14 protein-coding genes and 1 pseudogene are annotated in these 19,755 nt (G+C 51.0%); 10 read left to right on the top strand and 5 right to left on the bottom strand.

The annotated features are described in order from the left end of the window. Window positions 1–285 precede the first annotated feature (285 nt). Entirely contained in the window at window positions 286–1,158 is an 873-nt protein-coding gene (locus tag ABVT36_RS04470; RefSeq protein WP_368455463.1) for a TolB family protein, read from the top strand. A gap of 178 nt (window positions 1,159–1,336) precedes the next feature. On the opposite strand, the gene ABVT36_RS04465 is transcribed toward ABVT36_RS04470, so the two are convergent. Together ABVT36_RS04465 and ABVT36_RS04460 are read right to left on the bottom strand one after the other, a co-directional pair. Beyond that, complete coding sequence (locus ABVT36_RS04465; RefSeq protein WP_368455462.1) at window positions 1,337–1,927, bottom strand: carboxymuconolactone decarboxylase family protein; 591 nt, start codon at window positions 1,925–1,927, stop codon at window positions 1,337–1,339. Window positions 1,928–1,944: 17 nt separating this feature from the next. Then, entirely contained in the window at window positions 1,945–3,351 is a 1,407-nt protein-coding gene (locus ABVT36_RS04460) for a sodium-dependent transporter (protein ID WP_368455461.1), read from the bottom strand. A gap of 1,133 nt (window positions 3,352–4,484) precedes the next feature. On the opposite strand from ABVT36_RS04460, the gene ABVT36_RS04455 reads away from it, so the two are divergent. Together ABVT36_RS04455 and ABVT36_RS04450 are read left to right on the top strand one after the other, a co-directional pair. Next, on the top strand, window positions 4,485–7,541 hold the full coding sequence (locus ABVT36_RS04455) for a TonB-dependent receptor (protein WP_368455460.1): 3,057 nt from the start codon (window positions 4,485–4,487) through the stop codon (window positions 7,539–7,541). Between the two features lie 886 nt (window positions 7,542–8,427). Then, window positions 8,428–8,631, top strand: a complete 204-nt coding sequence (locus ABVT36_RS04450) for a hypothetical protein (protein WP_368455712.1) — start codon at window positions 8,428–8,430, stop codon at window positions 8,629–8,631. 78 nt (window positions 8,632–8,709) lie between these two features. Here the strand turns inward: ABVT36_RS04450 and ABVT36_RS04445 are convergent, their stop codons facing one another. The 3 genes and pseudogenes from ABVT36_RS04445 to ABVT36_RS04435 all read right to left on the bottom strand — a co-directional run bounded on the left by ABVT36_RS04445 (window position 8,710) and on the right by ABVT36_RS04435 (window position 10,286). Further along, window positions 8,710–9,027 (bottom strand): transposase, encoded by a 318-nt coding sequence (locus ABVT36_RS04445; RefSeq protein WP_368455459.1) that lies wholly within the window; start codon window positions 9,025–9,027, stop codon window positions 8,710–8,712. Between the two features lie 39 nt (window positions 9,028–9,066). After that, a pseudogene (locus ABVT36_RS04440) lies at window positions 9,067–9,519 on the bottom strand (IS5 family transposase); the annotation flags it as partial. Then, window positions 9,512–10,286, bottom strand: a protein-coding gene (locus tag ABVT36_RS04435) for an IS5 family transposase (RefSeq protein WP_368455458.1) whose coding sequence is annotated in 2 segments (ribosomal slippage) — window positions 9,512–9,968 and window positions 9,967–10,286 — 777 coding nt in all. Because the reading frame shifts where the segments join, the coding sequence is not laid out codon by codon here. The pseudogene ABVT36_RS04440 and the gene ABVT36_RS04435, both read right to left, overlap by 8 nt. A gap of 104 nt (window positions 10,287–10,390) precedes the next feature. Between ABVT36_RS04435 and ABVT36_RS04430 the strand changes: the two genes are divergently transcribed. From ABVT36_RS04430 to ABVT36_RS04400, 7 genes are all read left to right on the top strand, one after another. Beyond that, window positions 10,391–14,422 carry an RHS repeat domain-containing protein gene (locus ABVT36_RS04430; protein ID WP_368455457.1) on the top strand — a complete coding sequence of 1,344 codons (4,032 nt, stop codon included), beginning with the start codon at window positions 10,391–10,393 and terminating at the stop codon, window positions 14,420–14,422. A 73-nt stretch (window positions 14,423–14,495) separates the two neighbouring features. After that, window positions 14,496–15,065, top strand: a complete 570-nt coding sequence (locus tag ABVT36_RS04425) for a hypothetical protein (RefSeq protein ID WP_368455456.1) — start codon at window positions 14,496–14,498, stop codon at window positions 15,063–15,065. A gap of 22 nt (window positions 15,066–15,087) precedes the next feature. Further along, window positions 15,088–15,738 carry a hypothetical protein gene (locus ABVT36_RS04420; protein ID WP_368455455.1) on the top strand — a complete coding sequence of 217 codons (651 nt, stop codon included), beginning with the start codon at window positions 15,088–15,090 and terminating at the stop codon, window positions 15,736–15,738. Next, a complete protein-coding gene (locus ABVT36_RS04415) occupies window positions 15,738–16,172 on the top strand; it encodes a hypothetical protein (RefSeq protein ID WP_368455454.1) in 435 nt (144 codons plus the stop codon). Before ABVT36_RS04420 ends, ABVT36_RS04415 begins: the two co-directional genes overlap by 1 nt. 95 nt (window positions 16,173–16,267) lie before the next feature. Further along, window positions 16,268–18,301 carry an RHS repeat domain-containing protein gene (locus ABVT36_RS04410; RefSeq protein WP_368455453.1) on the top strand — a complete coding sequence of 678 codons (2,034 nt, stop codon included), beginning with the start codon at window positions 16,268–16,270 and terminating at the stop codon, window positions 18,299–18,301. A 19-nt stretch (window positions 18,302–18,320) separates the two neighbouring features. Next, a complete protein-coding gene (locus tag ABVT36_RS04405) occupies window positions 18,321–18,713 on the top strand; it encodes a hypothetical protein (protein ID WP_368455452.1) in 393 nt (130 codons plus the stop codon). A gap of 117 nt (window positions 18,714–18,830) precedes the next feature. Further along, a complete protein-coding gene (locus ABVT36_RS04400) occupies window positions 18,831–19,682 on the top strand; it encodes a hypothetical protein (protein WP_368455451.1) in 852 nt (283 codons plus the stop codon). Window positions 19,683–19,755 lie beyond the last annotated feature (73 nt).

The following is a 19,755-nucleotide window of genomic DNA, read 5'->3' as shown; positions in this document are numbered from 1 at the left end:
CGGGAATGTTGTTATAGGGGGCGCAATGCCCCCTTTTCATACGACCCTCCGCAGCCATCTTGCACTGCACTTGATACTCCGTAGCAACGGTTATGGATAGACCGAGGGAGTTTTACGCGACCATTTTTGGGTATACCCCTGGTATTTCCATGTATAGAGTTTTTAGTATATTCACCCGGTAACTCAGCAAGTTGATGGGTTAAGGAGCCCAAAACTCCACACGCTCAGGCAATTTATCAGACCATCCTGAAAGAAAAGAATCACAGATTACCGGGAAGAGGAAACATGTCCTATAAAACACCCTTCCAAAACTGGCCCACCGGTGCCTGGCCATCTTATTCCACCGACGGATCACAGATCGTCTTTACCGACAGCGGGCAATTGTGGATCGTCGCCACGCCAACCAAGTCGAACCCCCACCCCACCGCTACAGCCCTTACCTCCCTCAGCGGTGTCAACGCCTCGCGCCCCGACTGGTCCTGGAACCCCAACTGGATAGCCTTCAGCGGCACGGCGGGTGGTGAATCCTACCTGTACATCGTCAGCCCATCGGACCCGGCAAATCAGGTCTACCGGCTGAATGTGGTGGACATAGTGTCTGGCGACCCCTATACACAGATCCTCTATCCCTCCTGGTACGAAAACCAGGGTATCTTCGCCCTGGCTGCGGTCAACTACACCAAGACCGCCAGCGGACCTGCGCCGGTTATCCTGGTGATCGATCTGAGCGACTATTCTCCAGGTTCCACAGACCCGGTTTACGCCGGAGCCGTTACCGACGCCTCCCAGGTCTATGCCGGGCGCCCGACAGTCTCGCCCGATGGCAGCCAGATCGCCTTCGCCGGCAACCAGGGCAGCTTCAACCAGCAGCACAACCAGATCTGGATCGTTGAGCCAGACAGTCCCTCCGGCCCCATCCAGCTCGACCCCGATCAGGGGCGGTCGCCCAACTGGTCGCCGGATGGCGCCTCCATAGTGTTTGAATCCAACCGCGGTGGTTCCAGCTACCAGGTATTTCTGATTCCCGCCTCGGGCGGCGTGGTCACACCCCTCACCGATCCGTCCTATGACGCAAACCACCCTGAGTGGTCCCGCGACGGGACCAGCATCGTATTCAACTCCTTAGGAGGTGGTATCTACAGCTTCGAAGCGCCCTAGCCCAATGTTTCAGTTAAAATATGAATCTTCTATTAACTAGCGGTTTGATTTGTCTTAGTTTTTCAGCTGGATCTATCCGCTTTTTTCAGTAGCAGAGCATGATCCGGCGCTTGCTCGAGTATGTCTGGGCAGAGCAACTGGAGGATCGGGCCTTTTAGCGGGCACAGTGCCTGCAGCGTCAGCCGTGCTTGCCAGGATTCCAACCCGTTTCGGCGAGGTAGCGCTGCCCCGACTTCGCAGCGGGCGTCTCCAGCTCCGTACCCATCGAGTCGTTCCAGCGGTTCAGATAACCAAACAGTGCAACCACAGCCAGAATTTCGACGATTTCGCCATCGTCCCAATATTTCCTTAGTTGTTCGTCAATCTCCTCGTTGACACCGTTCGGTACCGAGGAGGCCGCGATGGCGAAGTCGAGTGCCGTGCGTTCGGCGTCGGTAAACAACGGGCTTTGGGGGTATTCCCAGATCTGCTCGAGTTTCTCGTCCGGCTCGCCGTAACGCTGGGCGGCCCGGATGGTGTGGGCCTGGCAGTATTGGCAGCCAGCGGCATGGCTGGCGACATAGCCGATCATTCGTTTCAGGCCACTGGTGACGCGCCCGTGGTTCTCCATCACCGCCTTGTTGAGATTGATAAAGGCTTTGGCGATCTCCGGGCGCCGTTGCATCGTGAGGACGCTGTTGGGACAGAAGCCGAGAGTCTCATTGAAGAAGGCGGCGAGCTTGGCGACTTCTTCATTGTCGTCGGGGGAGAGAGGGGGGATCAGCGGCATATGGCCTCCATTTTTGTTCAGAAAAGGCTGGCGATAAAGATCGCCGCGATAGCGGCCGGCACAAAGTAGCGGGCGAGCAGCCTCCAGGTTGGATACAGCATGCCGTCGGTGCTGCCGAACTCTTCGCGGCGCAACCGCTCACCAACCTTCCAGGCGACGAAAATCGATACCAGCAGCGCACCGAGTGGCGAGGCGAGATTAGCGACCAGGTGCTCCAGTCCCTGGAAAATCGACATGTCCCGCCAGGGCGGTATCCACGCGAGCGGCCGCACATGGGACCAGATATTGAACGAAAACACCGTCGACAATCCCACAAACCAGGCCACGGCCCCGGCACTGAGCGCAGCGCGCTTACGCGAGAGGCCGCGATGCTGTTCAAGCCAGGAGACGGCCGGCTCGAACATGGAAAAAGCCGACGTCAGAGCCGCGAGCAGCAACAGCACGAAAAACAGGGTGCCGAAGAGCGCGCCTCCCGGGATCTGTCCGAAAGCGACGGGCAGCGTTACGAAGATCATTCCGGGCCCGCCAGAAGGTTCGAGACCGAATGCGAACACGATCGGAAATATCACCAGCCCGGTCAGGAGTGCGACCAGGGTATCCGCGCCGGCGATAACGCTCGCGGTGCGCGGAATCGATGCTTCGCGCCGCAGGTAAGAGCCATAGACGACCATGCCCGCACCGCCGACGCTGAGGCTGATCAGGGCCTGGCCAACAGCAAGCAGCAGCACGTCGGCGTCGAGTTCGGAGAAATCCGGCTGGAACAGAAAACGCGCCGCTGCCGCGCCGTCGCCGACCGACATCGAATGCACCACCAGCACCACCAGCAGCAGGGCGAGCCCCGGCATCATCCACTTGACCGCAACCTCGATACCGCGGCGGATGCCGAACGCAACCACCACTAACGTGCAGCTCATAAAGGCGCCGTGCCACAGGGCCTGGCGCAGCGGGTCGGCTTTCAGCGCATCGAACAGCGCCGCCGAGGTGCCTGCTTCCAGGCCGGCAAAGCGGCCGCTCAATGCCTTGAACAGATAATCGAAGATCCAGCCCGCGACCACGCTGAAAAATGTCAGTAACAGGAATGTGGTCAGGACCAGCAGCCAGCCGAGTTGCCGCCAACGCCGGCTGAGCCCTTCGGTGGCGGCAATGCGCTCGAAGCAGTGATCGGGACTCGCCTGCCCGCGGCGACCAACCATAATGGTTGCGATTAGCGCCGGCAGCCCTATGCCCAGCACGAATAGCAGGTAGACGGCGATAAAGGCACCGCCGCCGTTCTCCCCCGCAACATAGGGGAATCGCCAGATATTACCCAGGCCGACGGCGCTGCCGAGCGCGGCCAGCACGAAGACCATGTCCGAAGACCACTGCTCGTGCCCACTGCGGGCGACCTCTTCCGTCCTTGCAGGTTTCTGGGCGACCTGTTCCATTCCTGCATGCCTTTGTTGGTTTGGGAAAAGGGAATATAAACACCCTTTTTTACCAAATTCAACGAACGGGACCTAGCATTCGGAAATATCGTTTTCCAGCTTCTCTGTCACAACAGGGCGAACTCCGCTAATGTCAACAGGCCCTAACAATCAGACCGTTACGGTTTTCCATCACAGTATGACCCACGTAGGACAGCTTGGCCTTTTTAACCAGTGCCTTTCCTGGCCATCCGCGCATCACTTTCGTCTTCGACTCGCGGGTAACGTTACTGCGCTTTTAACCGTGGAAGTTCGCTTCGCGGTTGCGACCACCGCCCGCAGGGGGCTCGTTAGTGTCATCTTTATGGCGATAGCTATTGTGCGAAGCCCAGGCTTGATTCAAGGTGCCGTCTACTACCATTCTTAACAGGATCTTCTTGGAGGCACGGTTGCTGATATTGCTATTAATGCTGACATTTTAGGACCAGACCCCAAAATCGCAGTCAATTTGTTACCAGTCCAGGAACCTTCAAGCTTATTCAACGCAAAAGCACTTGATATAGATTAAATTTACACTCTTCCGCCAAGACACCTTATTCAGTATTTCTTCACTGGGACAGCGGCAAGGACACCGGTAACTAAATCCAGATTTTCACAGCATCAATCCTTAGTTTTCTGCTTTCATTCAGCCCTGGTACCCGGAGTCACGATAAAACCAACTTGGACATATGTACTATTTGGTGGCCAGTCTAACCCTCTTGGCCTCACATCTTTTCACCAACTTTCACAAAAAAACAGGCGCGAATTTCTACAAATTGACCAGGAACTCATCACACAAAAAATATTCGATCAATATTTGGCGCCAAAACAGACCATAGAGTCTGCCCAACCAGTCACCGAAATTATCAAAAAATCGCGAAAAATCAATAACTTCAATCCCCCCGAGAAGGCTTCTTTTACGTCTTTAGTTAACGGTGCCCGGAGGAACACCCGCTTCCGGCCGCCAAGCGGGGCACGGCTTGCGGTCGCGAGCCTATCAGTGGTGTTCACAGTCGGCCCTGGCAGGGGGAGCATTTCTCCCGCCAACCCGGCACCCTGCCCGGGAACTCAACAACTTCTGACTGACAGAAAAATAATTAGAGAGAGACATAATTATGGTGTTGGATTTTTGTAAACCGCAAAAATTAATCGCGCAGGCGATTCGACAAGCCAATCAAATGAACCACAGGCCCCTCTGGCGCCGTGCCGCTATGGCTTGCCTGGCCATGGCCGCCGCGCCGGTTCTGGCCCAGAGCGATGCCGACGCGCCCAGCGGCCAGGCCATCGAGGAGATCACCGTCACCGCGCAGAAAATCGAGGAAAGCATTCAGGACGTGCCCATCGCCGTATCCGCCATCACCGGCGACGGTATGCAGGACTTGAAAATCGAGCGCGGCGACGAACTGGTGCGCGTCGTGCCCAATGTCAACTTTTCCAAAGCCAACTTCAGTACCTATAACTTCTCCATTCGCGGTGTGGGAACCAAGGCTATCTCGGCTAGCACAGACCCGGCAGTGGCAGTGAGTTTTAACAACTCCCCCATGATCCGCAACCGCCTCTACGAACAGGAATTCTTCGACGTCCAGCGAGTGGAGGTACTGCGTGGTCCCCAGGGCACCCTATACGGCCGCAACGCCACCGCCGGGGTAGTCAATATGCTACCGAAAATGCCTTCAGATCAGTTTGAATCAGATATCAAGCTGGAGGTGGGCAGCTACAATACCCGACGTACCAGCGGTATGTTCAATCTACCTATGGGGGACAGTCTGGCACTGCGCATTTCCGGTGCCATGACCAAGCGAGACGGATACGACTATAACACCTTCACGGAAAATAATGTCAATGACAGGGATCTCTACTCCACTCGTACAATTTTGGAATGGCAGCCTTCTGAAGCCTTTAGCGCCAATCTGATCTGGCAGCATTTTGAGGAGGACGATAGTCGCTCCCGCACCGGCAAGCAACTTTGCACGCGCGATCCTGGTCTCGATATGGTCGGAGAAATAGAGGTACCAGAAAATTTGCAAGCAAGCTTTAGCCAGGGCTGCCTGCCCGGATCCTTATACGAAAACGATGCATTTGGTGCTCCCAATGGAAACAGCCTCGCCTTTATTCGTGTATTCGACCGACCTTTTGCGGGACTCGGGCGCAATGAAGAAGGCTTGCTGGTTCCATTTATAAAAACTGGGGTTGACCCTTATGGTAGCGTCGAGCAATCCCGAGATTTGCGCGAGATCAATACTAGCTACGATCCGGTTTTTCGCGCTGAAAACGATGTGGCGCAATTAAATTTAGAGCTGGCATTAGGAGATTCCCTGCGTCTTTTTACCCAATCCACCTATGCCAAGGACGACTACTATAGTTCTCAGGACTACAATCGCTACGTTTCTGATCCCATCTTTAACGACTCCGAAGGTCTGATTGGTTTATTCGGCCGTCCACGTATTGAACCCGGCCCCACTCCAGGAGGTATCTATACCGATCCGCAGTTAGGTCCTTCCGACCGTATGATCGCAGTGGATATCAGCCAATCCGATAACCGCCAGATGAGCCATGAGTTACGCCTGCAATCTTCCTTCGATGGCCCTTTTAATTTTTCATTGGGTGCCAATACGCTGGATTTTGAATCCCAGGATGACTACTACGTCTTTAACAATACCTTCACCTATATCGCTGAGATGATTTATAACGTCCATTTTGAAAAAGACGAAGTGTTGGGGTTTGACGACTTTTGGAAGCCTCTTACCGGAGGCCCCTGCGATGAAACCGTTACCAAAGAATGCTTCTATGTGGACTATAACTCCCTGGAGGAGGTCGATGACGAAGGTCATAACTACTTTTTAAGCCGCAACCTGGTCAAGACCCGCTCCCGCGCCCTGTTTGGTGAAATTTATTGGCAGATGACAGACGACGTCAAGCTTACTGCCGGTCTACGTTATACCGAAGATAAGAAAACCGCTACGCCCGTCCCCAGCCAATTATTACTGGGTACGGAAATTAATACCATTACGGGAGAACAACCCGGTGGCGCTTCGGGAGGCAAAGTTCGGCGCGGCTATCCTCGGGGCGAAGACATCGAGCAGGAATGGCAGGAATATACGGGCCGGCTGGTGCTGGATTGGCGCGCTGATACCCCCTTTACCGATGAGACACTATTTTATGCCTCCTACGCCCACGGCTACAAGGGGGGCGGAAGTAATCCACCGCGGGTGGATATCGACCCGAGAGTAGTGCAATATCAGCCATTAGCCAATACTTTTAAACCAGAGTTTGTTAATGCCTTTGAATTGGGGGCTAAGAATATTCTGATGGATGGCAGTCTGACTCTCAATGCCACTGCCTTCTACTATGACTATGAGGATTACCAGGTCTCACAGATTGTCGATCGGATTTCCTTTAACGAAAATTTCGATACCGAAACCTGGGGACTTGAGCTGGAAAGCGCCTGGCAGTTAACCCCAAATACTCGCCTGGATTTTAATCTTGGCTATTTAAAAACTCGGATCGCTGATGGTGAAGAATCTATTGATGTAATGGACCGCACCCAAGGCAATGAAGACTGGATATTGGTACGCCCCAATATTCAGGTACCTTCCAACTGTATTGCGCCACGCCAGTTAATTGAAGATCTTCTTAATGCTGGAGTTTCAAGTGCCGATCTCAGCCAGGTTTGCGCTGGATCATTACGCGGGGGTGCATATTCAGAAGACGTAGAGGGCGTATTTAGGCGCCTGGATTTAATTTATAATCTAGGTTATTCATATAATCCACTAAACGACGCACCCAACGGCGGTAGAGGTTTTACTGCTGACTTAAGTGGTAACGAGCTGCCCAATGCACCACGCTTTACTACTAATCTTGGACTCGAACATAAGATTCCGGTACGTGATTGGGAATTAAAGCTGCGTGCGGACTATTACCGCCAGTCCGAAAGCTATGCCCGGGTTTACAATACCGAGTATGATCGACTAGAGGACTGGAGTAATCTTAATATATCAGCGAGCTTTATTCAGCCGGTATGGAATCTGGAAATGCAGCTATACGTCAAGAACGTATTTGATGATACACCCATTACTGATTTCTTTACCAATAGTGATGATACGGGCCTAAGTACTAATGTATTTACCTTGGACCCGCGCATTGTGGGATTTAGCCTCTACAAAGGTTTCTAAACATCATCAATTTTTTATGACTGGCTGTGGCATTTCTGCTACAGCCATTTTTATCTTTTACTTTTGTCACAGATATTTTGCATAGCACTTTATTCTAATAATAGCACTCATTATTATTTCCTAGATTCAACGAGTAAATGCAACTCAATCGGCCGGAATGAAGAGCAAGTTTCGATAGCATCTCCGCTTTTCGTTCCCGCAAGAGTGAGAAGCACAGATGAGACACTACACACAGCTTACCCAAGAATAACGATACCAAATTTACGCCCTAATGAAAGCCGAACTTAGCCAGACAGCGATCGTCGTTTTCATTGCGTTCAAAAGTCCACAGTCAGTCGGGAATCAAGGCGCAACCGCGGCTTGAAAGGTTATCGGTCCAAACGGGCCAAGCAGTGAGCGATTATACGCCGCTAGGCCAAGGGGCAGCCCCGCACCGATAGTTGGCACCGGGTTGAGTGGCTGCTACGTGAGGGCTGGAGCCCCGAGCAAATTAGCTTTTGGTGGCTCAGGAGGAACAGGTTTATACCAGCCACGAATGGATCTACCTGTACGCACTTGAAGAAAAACGCCAGGGAGGTACACCTCATCGCCATCTGCGTTGTTAGAAGCCCGCCGGAAACATTACGGCAGCTATGATCGGAGGCCATATTCCTCACACCGGATCTCGGTACCTATCAAGAGCGCCCGAAGATTGTAGAGCACTGTACCCGCCTTGGTGACTGGGAACTCGATACCATTATTGGTAAGCATCACAAGCAAGTCATCGTTTCACTGACAGAGTGCAAATCGCGGTTGGCACTCATCGCCAAATTACCCGCCACAGACCAAAGGTGCCAAGGACGCGGTGATAACGCTGCTCTGACCTTGGGCGGGTCATGTCCATACCATCACCTCCGACAACGGCAGGGAATTTCCCTGTCACCAAGTCATTGCCGAGGCACTCGATACCAATTTCTACTTTGCGCATCCCTATAGTTCCTGGGATCGTGAATTAGGCGAAAATAAGAACGGCCTTATCCCGCAATATTTCCCCAACGGTTGCAACTTTACCACTATCACTAGTCAGTTATATACAGCGCGTTGTGGATAAATTCAGCAATTGACCGAGGAAATGTCTTGGCATAAAAAGACCAAATCAGGTATTTTCGGCATCAAGCCACCTGTTGCACTAGGGCCTGTTAACACTAATTAGCCGGTCAGCGATCAGTGAAAAGTTGATGAAGAACTTAAAAACGACATCCAACTTGTCAAATCGACTAAATATTCTTCGGAAACCTTTCAAGCGGCGAAACAGACGCTCTACTTCATTTCGCTTTTTATACATCTCTTTGTCGTACTCCCAAGGTGTCAGTCGATTGACCTTCGGAGGTACGACAGGCGTCATACCTAAATCCAAAACGAGTTGTCGAGTGTCATTGCCTTCGTAGGCCTTATCCATGATGACGCTGGCACCTTCCCAACCGCAGTTTTCTAGCCTCTTCAGCAAGTNGTGTCAACAGAGGGTGTGTAATAACGCTACTTTTTTCTAGGGCCTGTTAACACTAATTAGCCGGTCAGCGATCAGTGAAAAGTTGATGAAGAACTTAAAAACGACATCCAACTTATCAAATCGACTAAATATTCTTCGGAAACCTTTCAAGCGGCGAAACAGACGCTCTACTTCATTTCGCTTTTTATACATCTCTTTGTCGTACTCCCAAGGTATCAGTCGATTGACCTTCGGAGGTACGACAGGCGTCATACCTAAATCCAAAACGAGTTGTCGAGTATCATTGCCTTCGTAGGCCTTATCCATGATGACGCTGGCACCTTCCCAACCGCAGTTTTCTAGCCTTTTCAGCAAGTTACGGCCCTCTGGCGCATCGCCAGATTGACCGGGGGACAAGGAAAAGGTCAGCGCAGTGCGGTCATCTGCCGCTACCATGTGAATCTTAGTTGACCATCCACCTCTTGATTTTCCAATGGCTTGNCTAGGGCCTGTTAACACTAATTAGCCGGTCAGCGATCAGTGAAAAGTTGATGAAGAACTTAAAAACGACATCCAACTTGTCAAATCGACTAAATATTCTTCGGAAACCTTTCAAGCGGCGAAACAGACGCTCTACTTCATTTCGCTTTTTATACATCTCTTTGTCGTACTCCCAAGGTGTCAGTCGATTGACCTTCGGAGGTACGACAGGCGTCATACCTAAATCCAAAACGAGTTGTCGAGTGTCATTGCCTTCGTAGGCCTTATCCATGATGACGCTGGCACCTTCCCAACCGCAGTTTTCTAGCCTCTTCAGCAAGTTACGGCCCTCTGGTGCATCGCCAGATTGACCGGGGGACAAGGAAAAGGTCAGCGCAGTGCGGTCATCTGCCGCTACCATGTGAATCTTAGTTGACCATCCACCTCTTGATTCTCCAATGGCTTGTGGGCCGTTTTTTTAATGCGCCTGTGCCGTCTGGATGGACTTGAATGATCGTACTGTCCAGAGAAACTTCATCCACTTGAATGTTGATCACATCGGCATCTTGAAGGACACCAAAGACATGATCCAATACACCATTTTTAGCCCAGCGATTTACACGGGTGTAGATGCTGTGCCAATTACCAAAGTGCTCAGGCAGCCCTCGCCACTTACAACCATGCTCAGCCACGTACAAAACAGCGTTTATGACCTGGATATTCGGTATTTTGACGTTGCCCCGCTGTAAAGGCAGCAGGTGTTCGATAATTTTGAACTGCGATTTTGTGATTTCCATAAACGCAGATTTTATCAAAATTAGTGTTAACAGGCCCTAGCAGTTATACCTATACGGGGCTTAAGGTCCACGCTGCCGGTTTGGGCAGCCTGGGTTTTAAGTTGATGACAACAAAAAACGACAACACGGGTATTACCACAACCACTTCCTTCAACCAGGAGTATAGCACTCACAAACATGGCACCATTGATCAGGTCGTAACCATAGCGGGCAATGGCGCGGAGCTGTCTTTCACTTCAAATCAATGGAATGTGATCAAGCAGGGTTCCGGTGCTAACCGGCGCTATCGTACCCAACTGAAAAGTACCGAAGTCACTAAGCGTGATCTGAACAATAGCTTCCTGCACCGGGAGGCCAACAACTATAGCTATGATAACTTCGACAACCTGACAGGCCTCACCACAGCAAACTACGACAGTGCCGGGCAACTGTTGCGCAATACCGATACCACGAATCGCTATATCAACAATTCCGGTAACCGCTGGATACTGGGCATGCTGGAAAAAACCACGGTCAGCTCCCAGGCCACCGGCAAAGCCGCCCACACGCGCAAGTCCGCCTGGACTTACGACACCAATACCGGCAAAGGGCTTCGCGAAAAAATACTGCACCTGGATACGGAAGCTGTCTTGAATGAAACCCGTTACGAGGATATAGACGCCTTTGGCAACCATCGGCGCACCCGCGTCACCGGCCCGGACTTCGCGACGCGGCAGAGTACGGTTGTTTTCGACTCCACCGGCCGGTTTGTGGTCAGCGCCACCAATCCCCTCGGACATAGCGTGGCCAGCAGTTATTATCCCGATGGTCATATCAACGCGGGGATGGTGAAAACAACCACCGACAGTAACCAGGTCGCTACCCACTACAGCTACGACAGCTTTGGCCGAACCACGACCGTCACCAGTGCCCACGGCTCCGATTCCCCGGTCAGCAACCGCACCAGCTTCCAGTGGTGTGACGATATGCAGGGGCTGTGTCCCACTGGGGCAGTGTATGGTATTACCAAATCCTCCGATACCGGGGCCGCCAGCCGGGTTTTTATTGATCAGCTGGGGCGGGAGGTCAAGCGGAGCACACAAACGCTCGATGGACGCTTTGCCCATGTGAGCAATGGCTACAACGCGCTGGGTTACAATCACAGTGTTTCCGAGCCGCACTTTGATGGGGAACCGGAATACCCCACCAGCATCGAATACGATGCGCTGGGTCGGGTAATCCGGTCGACGGATGCCGATGGCCAGGTGGATACGGTAGCTTATAGCGGCTTGACCCGGACCTCCCGCAACGACATTCACGGCCTTAACCAGGAAAAAATAGAAATTCGCGATGGACTGGGCAACCTGATTGAAGTCAGGGACAATGCGGGCCAGCGCATCACATACCGGTATGACAGTTCCGGCAGTATGACTTCGGTCACCGATGCCGTCGGTCACGTTACCCGCATCGATTACGATCCCCTGGGTCGAAAGGATTCCATGGACGACCCCGACAAGGGGATCTGGCGTTACACCTACAATGGTTTGGGTGAACTGCTCACCCAAACCAATGCCAGGGGCGAAGTCACCTGTAACGCCTATGATCTCCTTGGCCGCATGGTGAAGCGGGTGGACAACTACAAGGGTGGCCTGCCCGCCGGGCTGGGTCTAGCCAGTAATGCCAGCGCCGGCTGCACCAACCCGGGTTCGGGCAGCCAGACAGCCACCTGGATATACGACACAGCGCCGGGCAATGGGCTGGGCAAGTTGCACCGTGTTATTGGTCATTCCGATTACCAGGAAACCCATATTTATGACCACTACAGCCGTGTAATCGAAACCCAGCGGGTGGTTGCCGGGGAAACCTATAAGGTCAAAACCCAGTACGACACCCTGCATCGACCCGAGACAGTCACATACCCGGGTGCAACTAATCCCCTGCGGGTGAAAACGCTCTACAATACCGCCGGCTTTCCGGTGGAAATCAAAAATGCCGCCAGCAACCAGACCTACTACAGGGTTGCCCAAACCGATGCCCGCGGCAATGTACTGGAGGAAAACCTCGGCAACGGCCTGAATACATTCCGGGTTTACGATGCCGTTACCGGCCGTGTCGAAGGTATCGGCACTTACCGGCCACTGGATGCCGGCAGTCCCAGCGTGCAGTATCTGGAGTTTGATTTTGATGCGGTCGGCAACCTGACCCAGCGCAACGATTATCTGCAAAACTTCAGCGAAAACTTTACATACGACAATCTCAACCGCCTGCGCAGCAGCAACAGCGACTTCGGCAATGGTGATATCCGCCTGACCCAAGTCACCTATGACGCTCTGGGCAATATCCTCAGCAAAACCGGAGTGGGCAACTACAGCTACGGCGGCACCACCTGTGGTAGACGGGCCGGACCCCACGCGGTCACCACCATCAGCGCCCCCAAAGCCAGCAGCTACTGCTACGATGCCAATGGCAATATGACCAGTGGTGATGGCCGCACCATCCAGTACAGTTATTTCGACAAGCCCACTCTGATTAGCAAGGGAAATAAAAGCACCGCCATCAAATACGGACCCGGTCGCAGCCGCTATCAGCGCATCGACCAGGAGGGCAGCAACACCACCACCACAACCTATATCGGGGGTCTTTACGAAAAGGTGGAAAAACCCGGTGGCGCGGTCGAGGAGCGCCACTTTATCGGTGGATCGGTGGTTGTCACCGTCAGTGACCGCAGCACCAGCAGCCCTGGTACAACTCATACCCGCTACCTGCACAAAGACCACCTGGGATCCATCACCGCAATCACCGACGAACAAATGAATCTGGTGGAGGAGTTCAGTTTCGATGCCTGGGGCAAGCGCCGGGCGCCCAGCCTGGCAAAACTGGAACAGCTGCTCAACAAACCCTGGGCCAGCATGACGTCTTATGAGAAAGACAACCTGACCCTCAACTCCTGGGACCTGGCCTCCGCCATCACCAACAAGGGCTTTACCGGCCACGAACAATTGGATGGCGTGGGTCTCATCCATATGAACGGCCGGGTATACGATGCTGAAATCGGGCGCTTTCTCAGCGCCGACCCCTTTGTTCAGGACCTAAGCAACCTCCAGGCCCTGAACCGATACAGCTATGTACTCAACAACCCCCTGAGCTATACCGATCCCGGCGGTTATTTCTTTAAAAAGCTGTTCAAGAAGCTCAAAAAACTGGTAAAAAAGGTCTGGCAAGGTGTAAAGAAAGTGGTTAAGGGCGTCGTCAAAAGCGTCAAGCGCCAGCTTCAGGCGGTCGGGAAACTCATCAACGCGATACCCGGACTCTCCACTGTCGTCGGTATCGCCATCGCCGTTGTAGCTTCACCGGCCGCCGCCGGAGTTTATTTTAAGGTAATGGCAGGGCTAAATGTCGCCATCAGTCTGGCCAACGGGGCGCCCCTGGGGGATGTGATTATGGGCTTTGCGGTGGGGATGGTCACCTCCGGAATCGGGGGCGCCCTTGGCGCCAGTCTCTCCAATTCGCTGGGCGTGGCCGGCCATTATCTGGCCGGTGGCCTGGCCGGAGGTGTGGCGGCCAAGGCCCTGGGCGGGCGGTTTAAGGATGGTTTTGCCGGAGGGCTGCTGGGTGCTGCCGCCCGGCATGTGATGGGTGGGTTTAAACAGGAGCCTGCAGGGCAGGAAGGTGGGCAAGATCAGGCCGGTGAAGCTGATGCGCAACAGAGTTTTGAGGAGCGATTTCAAGATACTACAGGGATGACGGTTGAGGACTCTATTGCACTTTACGAGGCACAGACTGGTGAAACGCTCACACTTGATCAAATCCAACGCCTTTTCAGCGATCCCCAGTATGCAAACGAACAATTATTAGCGAATAAAAATCTGCATACGATCTATCGACGTATATTGAATTCCAATGTCCCCCAAACTAGTGCTGCTGCTCAGGCTGCAGGATTTAGAAAGCTAGGTTTTTTTAAAAGTTTATTTCATAATCCAGCTAGTAATTCCAAATGGGTTGGGCCTGGAGGGCATCTAGAAGGCGTATATAATCGTCGTAGTGGAACTATTGATGTTTCTAATAGGTATGGAGGAACGTTTAATTTCTACGGCCCTAGCAATGCCTCGGCACACAAACTAGCAGACGTTGATCCTTATTTGAAATGGGGGAATTAACGTAATGAATTGCATAGTTAAAAAATTATTCCTGGTTATTTTTACGTTAGTCACAGCTTCTGGTAATAGCGACATGAAAGATGACGAATTTTATAAGCAGAAGTCGATAGAAAGCCTAAAGCAAGCTTCGGTGTGGGTGATCGAGGAAGGTATACGAACTTTCTCACAAAGAGGAAAAGAAGCTATTTTTAAAAAATTGATTGATGAATGGGGTGTTCAACTTTGGGTTGATCCTTGGGTTGAGACTGACGTTTATCTAGCTAGATTTGCGGTTAAAGCTAGAGGAATTAACTATGAAATTTTGAACTTAGATAGAACAAAGATAGGAGCTAACTTATATGAATTTTGGATTGTGAAGGTGACAGCGGTGGAGTGGTCAGGGGAATCCGACCGTACGATGTTTTATGTTACTAAAACGGATAGTGTCTATGGGAAAAGAGAAATTTTAACTAGTAGCGATCAATTTATCCAAAGCTACACGGTTGATTCAGAGAATACTATCGAATTTCCTGTAAATGATTCTAAAATTTTATTTGATATGCAAGCTTGGTTGTTTCCCAAAAATTACAAATCTTCCAATCTTAAGAATATTGAAGCGATTATGAAAGAAGATGGTGAAATAGAGTTGATGCACAGGCAGTAAGTGTTGCAGTTGTATCAATAGGATGCCTATCTGGCTGCTGATAAAATTGTTACCAACATCCTGCCAGCCGAACAGAGGTATTCAGGGAGCAAATCAAGTATATTCAACTCGCTGGGCGTGGCCGGCCAAGGCTCTGGGTGGACGGTTTAAGGATGGTTTTGCCGGAGGGCTGTTGGGTGCTGCCGCCCGGCATGTGATGGGTGGGTTTAAACAGGAGCCTGCAGAGCAGGAAGGTGGGCAAGATCAGGCCGGTGAAGATGGTGCACAAAAGGATGGATTCCTTGATAAGTTAAAGCGTGCAGGGGATATAGATAAAATTGGTGAACTGCAAGAAAGAGCTTTTGATACCGATCAGCCCCACGAGGCTGGTTACAATGCTTACGCTCATGAAGAAGCGGCTTATCAATACGGAAAATATGTAGGTTCACCGGGGCTAGTGGGAACCTTGAGAACACTCGGCGAAATTGGACAATTTTTTCAGTACACAGGAAAAAATTTCCTTCATGCACTTGGTGTTAGTGTTACTGGGGATCGATATAGCACGTTTAGCGTAAACTATTTTAAAGACTCATATTATGACATTGCGATTACGGTCGATGGTGCTCGAAATGTGCCCTTTTCAGATGCTGTAAGCAGGCATAGTTGCGGTTGCAATAACCCGATAGGTAATTAATGATGATATTTCATAGATTAGTGATAGCTTTTTCCATCAGTATTCTGGTTTTAAATCTTTCAGCTTGTAATGAAGCTGAAGTAGATGAAAATAAACTTAAACAAGCTGTTGCATCGGGGAATGAAATTGTAAAAGCAATAGAGTTATACAAAGAACAAAAAAATGACTTGCCAAGGTCACTAGATGAGTTGGTGTCCATTAAATTGCTTCAATCAATACCAGGGTCGGGTATTGAAGGGAGGAGATTTAGATATGTCAGATTTAACCCTCAAGAGAAATTAGACTATAGAGTTTCACTAGGCTTGAGCAGACCGAGTATAGTGTCAGATAAAATCACCGAACTTACTTTCCGATCAGATGGCAAATATGAAGGTGATAAAGTTGAAGTGCATAAAACCATAGACGGGTGGGCTGTTCAAACCGTTTATAGATGATGTACAAAAGGGGGGGTGGCAAGGGCGAAGAATTCAGATTTTGAAATTTCACATTAAGTGAAGAGTCCCGGAAGCTTTGCTGATATCCACTGACTTTGAGTTGTGCAGAAACTTCCAAAGCTGTCAAAGGTATAGGCACCTACCGGCCACTGGATGTCGGCAGTCCCAGTGTGCAGTATCTGGAGTTTGATTTTGATGCCGTCGGCAACCTGACCCAGCGTAACGACTACCTGCAAAACTTCAGCGAAAACTTTACATACGACAATCTCAACCGCCTGCGCAGCAGCAACAGCGACTTCGGCAATGGTGATATCCGCCTGACCCAAGTCACCTATGACGCCCTGGGCAATATCCTCAGCAAAACCGGAGTGGGCAACTACAGCTACGGCGGCACCACCTGCGGTAGACGGGCCGGACCCCACGCGGTCACCACCATCAGCGCCCCCAAAGCCAGCAGCTACTGCTACGATGCCAATGGCAATATGACCAGTGGTGATGGCCGCACCATCCAGTACAGTTATTTCGACAAGCCCACTCTGATTAGTAAGGGAAATAAAAGCACCGCCATCAAATACGGACCCGGTCGCAGCCGCTATCAGCGCATCGACCAGGAGGGTAGCAACACCACCACCACAACCTATATCGGGGGTCTTTACGAAAAGGTGGAAAAACCCGGTGGCGCGGTCGAGGAGCGCCACTTTATCGGTGGATCGGTGATTGTCACCGTCAGTGACCGCAGCACCAGCAGCCCTGGTACAACTGATACCGGCTACCTGCACAAAGACCACCTGGGATCCATCACCGCAATCACCGATGCGCAGATGAACCTGCTGGAGGAGTTCAGTTTCGATGCCTGGGGCAAGCGCCGGGCGCCCAGCCTGGCAAAACTGGAACAGCTGCTCAACAAACCCTGGGCCAGCATGACGTCTTATGAGAAAGACAACCTGACCCTCAATCCCTGGGACCTGGCCTCCGCCATCACCAACAAGAGCTTTACCGGCCACGAGCAATTGGATGGCGTGGGTCTCATCCATATGAACGGCCGGGTATACGATGCTGAAATCGGGCGCTTTCTCAGCGCCGACCCCTTTGTTCAGGACCTAAGCAACCTCCAGGCGCTGAACCGATACAGCTATGTACTCAACAACCCCCTGAGCTATACCGATCCCAGCGGTTATTTCTTTAAAAAGCTGTTCAAGAAGCTCAAAAAACTGGTAAAAAAGGTCTGGCAAGGCGTAAAGAAAGTGGTTAAGGGCGTCGTTAAAAGCGTCAAGCGCCAGCTTCAGGCGGTCGGGAAACTCATCAACGCGATACCCGGACTCTCCACTGTCGTTGGTATCGCCATCGCCGTCGTCGCCTCACCGGCCGCCGCCGGAGTTTATTTTAAGGAAATGGCAGGGCTAAATGTCGCCATCAGTCTGGCCAACGGGGCGCCCCTGGGGGATGTGATTATGGGCTTTGCGGTGGGGATGGTCACCTCCGGGATCGGAGGCGCCCTTGGCGCCAGTCTCTCCAATTCGCTGGGCGTGGCCGGCCATTATCTGGCCGGTGGTCTGGCCGGAGGTGTGGCGGCCAAGGCTCTGGGCGGGCGGTTTAAGGATGGTTTTGCCGGAGGGCTGTTGGGCGCTGCGGCCCGGCATGTGATCGATGGGTTTGAGCATGTATCAGAGGATCAGAATGTTGAGGTCGATAATGAGGGTGGAACCTGGAAGTTATGGAGAGCGTGTGAAGGTGGGGATGAAAATGCGTGTTCGAGTTTAGAAGCCGTAAATCAACAAGACTTGAATGATGCTATGAAATTTATTTCACAGGATTCTCCCGAATTACTGAACAATACCTCATTGGAAAACCCAAATATTACATTTGATGGATTATCTGAATTCGTTAATTCCAATGCTGGAGATACTGCTCCTTGGTCATTAAAAATTCGATTAGCCAGGGCTTATGCATCGAAAGAAAGCTTTGTTGGTACAGTCGCTCACGAATTGGGCCATCGTGCATCTGGAACGTGGGGAATAATCCGAACTAATTTTGAAGATACCTATATTCCTAATGATATAGGATATGGTCCAATGCACGAGAGAATACATCTGAAAGCTCAGAAAGTAAAAATTAGATACGGAGAATAAAATATGCAGGATTTTTATAATGAATTTTGAAGCTTTTAAAAGAGGTATTAACTTTCAGCAGTTATGCTTGCCGATTATATCGATTCTTTCCGCCTTATTTTCTGCGCTTGTCAAAGCTTGGTGTGATAGAATCTCTAGAATTAATTTAGATGTGTTCCAGCTGAAGAATAATCTAGAGTTATTTTCTAAATCAAATGCTGAAATAGAGAATTTGATTTATATTCTTTTATATAGATCGACAAATTTTTTTAACCAAATGACAACTGCGCATCTCATGCTTGCAGGAGTATCGCTTCTGCTGGTAGTTTTTACTGTTTTTAGCTCAAGAATTTCAATATATATTAAAATCGTTACAGTCGTGATTGTTTTATGGCTTTCTATTTTTTTATGGTTGTTTGATAAAATATCATAACTAGTGAGGTCGGCTTGGGATATTTTTAATGTAAGTAATCCTCAAATTCGACAGATTTCCGTGGAATTTTTTAAGAATTAGAAAACTGGTAAAAAGGTCTGGCAAGGCGTAAAGAAAGTGGTTAAGGGCGTCGTTAAAAGCGTCAAGCGCCAGCTTCAGGCGGTCGGGAAACTCATCAACGCGATACCCGGACTCTCCACTGTCGTTGGTATCGCCATCGCCGTCGTCGCCTCACCGGCCGCCGCCGGAGTTTATTTTAAGGAAATGGCAGGGCTAAATGTCGCCATCAGTCTGGCCAACGGGGCGCCCCTGGGGGATGTGATTATGGGCTTTGCGGTGGGGATGGTCACCTCCGGGATCGGAGGCGCCCTTGGCGCCAGTCTCTCCAATTCGCTGGGCGTGGCCGGCCATTATCTGGCCGGTGGTCTGACCGGAGGTGTGGCGGGCAAGGCTCTGGGCGGGCGGTTTAAGGATGGTTTTGCCGGAGGGCTGTTGGGCGCTGCGGCCCGGCATGTGATGGGTGGGTTTGAAAAAAGTCGTGGTCCAGCAAAAGAAGAAGTCTCAAAAAATTCAGAAAGTCAAGCTGCGCTTGAAGAAGCCAATTTGAAGCTTGCGCAGGAAGAATTTAGGAGGCTATATGAAAAAGGAGTTCTGCCGGAAGAATTTAAATTTATTGATAATCTAGAAGGCGGACTTGATAACAAGGCGTTGAGTTTTAAGTTTGTTGATGTAGTAGCTGATGATAGGTTGGCAGAGATGGATATATATAACTACACTGGGGCTACCGTCTTCAGAGGTGGGGCCGAAACATTTGAGATTGCTTTAGATACAGTTGCGCATGAGATATTTCATATGGAACCCAACAACCAAGCTCTTTGGAAATCAGGTGGTTTTGGAAGAACTGTATCTCAAAGGCAGGCTACTCGAATAGCTAGGGAACCTCTGAAAAACTGCTTCAGTCTGGCATAATTTACCCCATTTCCAACATACACAGATTCAATCATGAGCCAACTGACCTTCGCCGAAGCCGAATACACTATCA

Source organism: Microbulbifer sp. TYP-18, assembly GCF_040932045.1.
Lineage (GTDB): Bacteria > Pseudomonadota > Gammaproteobacteria > Pseudomonadales > Cellvibrionaceae > Microbulbifer.
The sequence above is the reverse complement of the archived record's forward strand: the minus strand, read 5'-3'. Positions and strand labels throughout refer to the sequence as shown.

Bases quoted from the DNA above. Each gene is read 5' to 3' on its own strand.
- ABVT36_RS04470 (WP_368455463.1), top strand. From the start codon at position 286: ATGTCCTATAAAACACCCTTCCAAAACTGGCCCACCGGTGCCTGGCCA.
- ABVT36_RS04465 (WP_368455462.1), bottom strand. From the start codon at position 1,927: ATGCCGCTGATCCCCCCTCTCTCCCCCGACGACAATGAAGAAGTCGCC.
- ABVT36_RS04460 (WP_368455461.1), bottom strand. From the start codon at position 3,351: ATGGAACAGGTCGCCCAGAAACCTGCAAGGACGGAAGAGGTCGCCCGC.
- ABVT36_RS04455 (WP_368455460.1), top strand. From the start codon at position 4,485: ATGGTGTTGGATTTTTGTAAACCGCAAAAATTAATCGCGCAGGCGATT.
- ABVT36_RS04430 (WP_368455457.1), top strand. From the start codon at position 10,391: ATGACAACAAAAAACGACAACACGGGTATTACCACAACCACTTCCTTC.
- ABVT36_RS04425 (WP_368455456.1), top strand. From the start codon at position 14,496: ATGAAAGATGACGAATTTTATAAGCAGAAGTCGATAGAAAGCCTAAAG.
- ABVT36_RS04420 (WP_368455455.1), top strand. From the start codon at position 15,088: ATGCCTATCTGGCTGCTGATAAAATTGTTACCAACATCCTGCCAGCCG.
- ABVT36_RS04415 (WP_368455454.1), top strand. From the start codon at position 15,738: ATGATGATATTTCATAGATTAGTGATAGCTTTTTCCATCAGTATTCTG.
- ABVT36_RS04405 (WP_368455452.1), top strand. From the start codon at position 18,321: ATGAATTTTGAAGCTTTTAAAAGAGGTATTAACTTTCAGCAGTTATGC.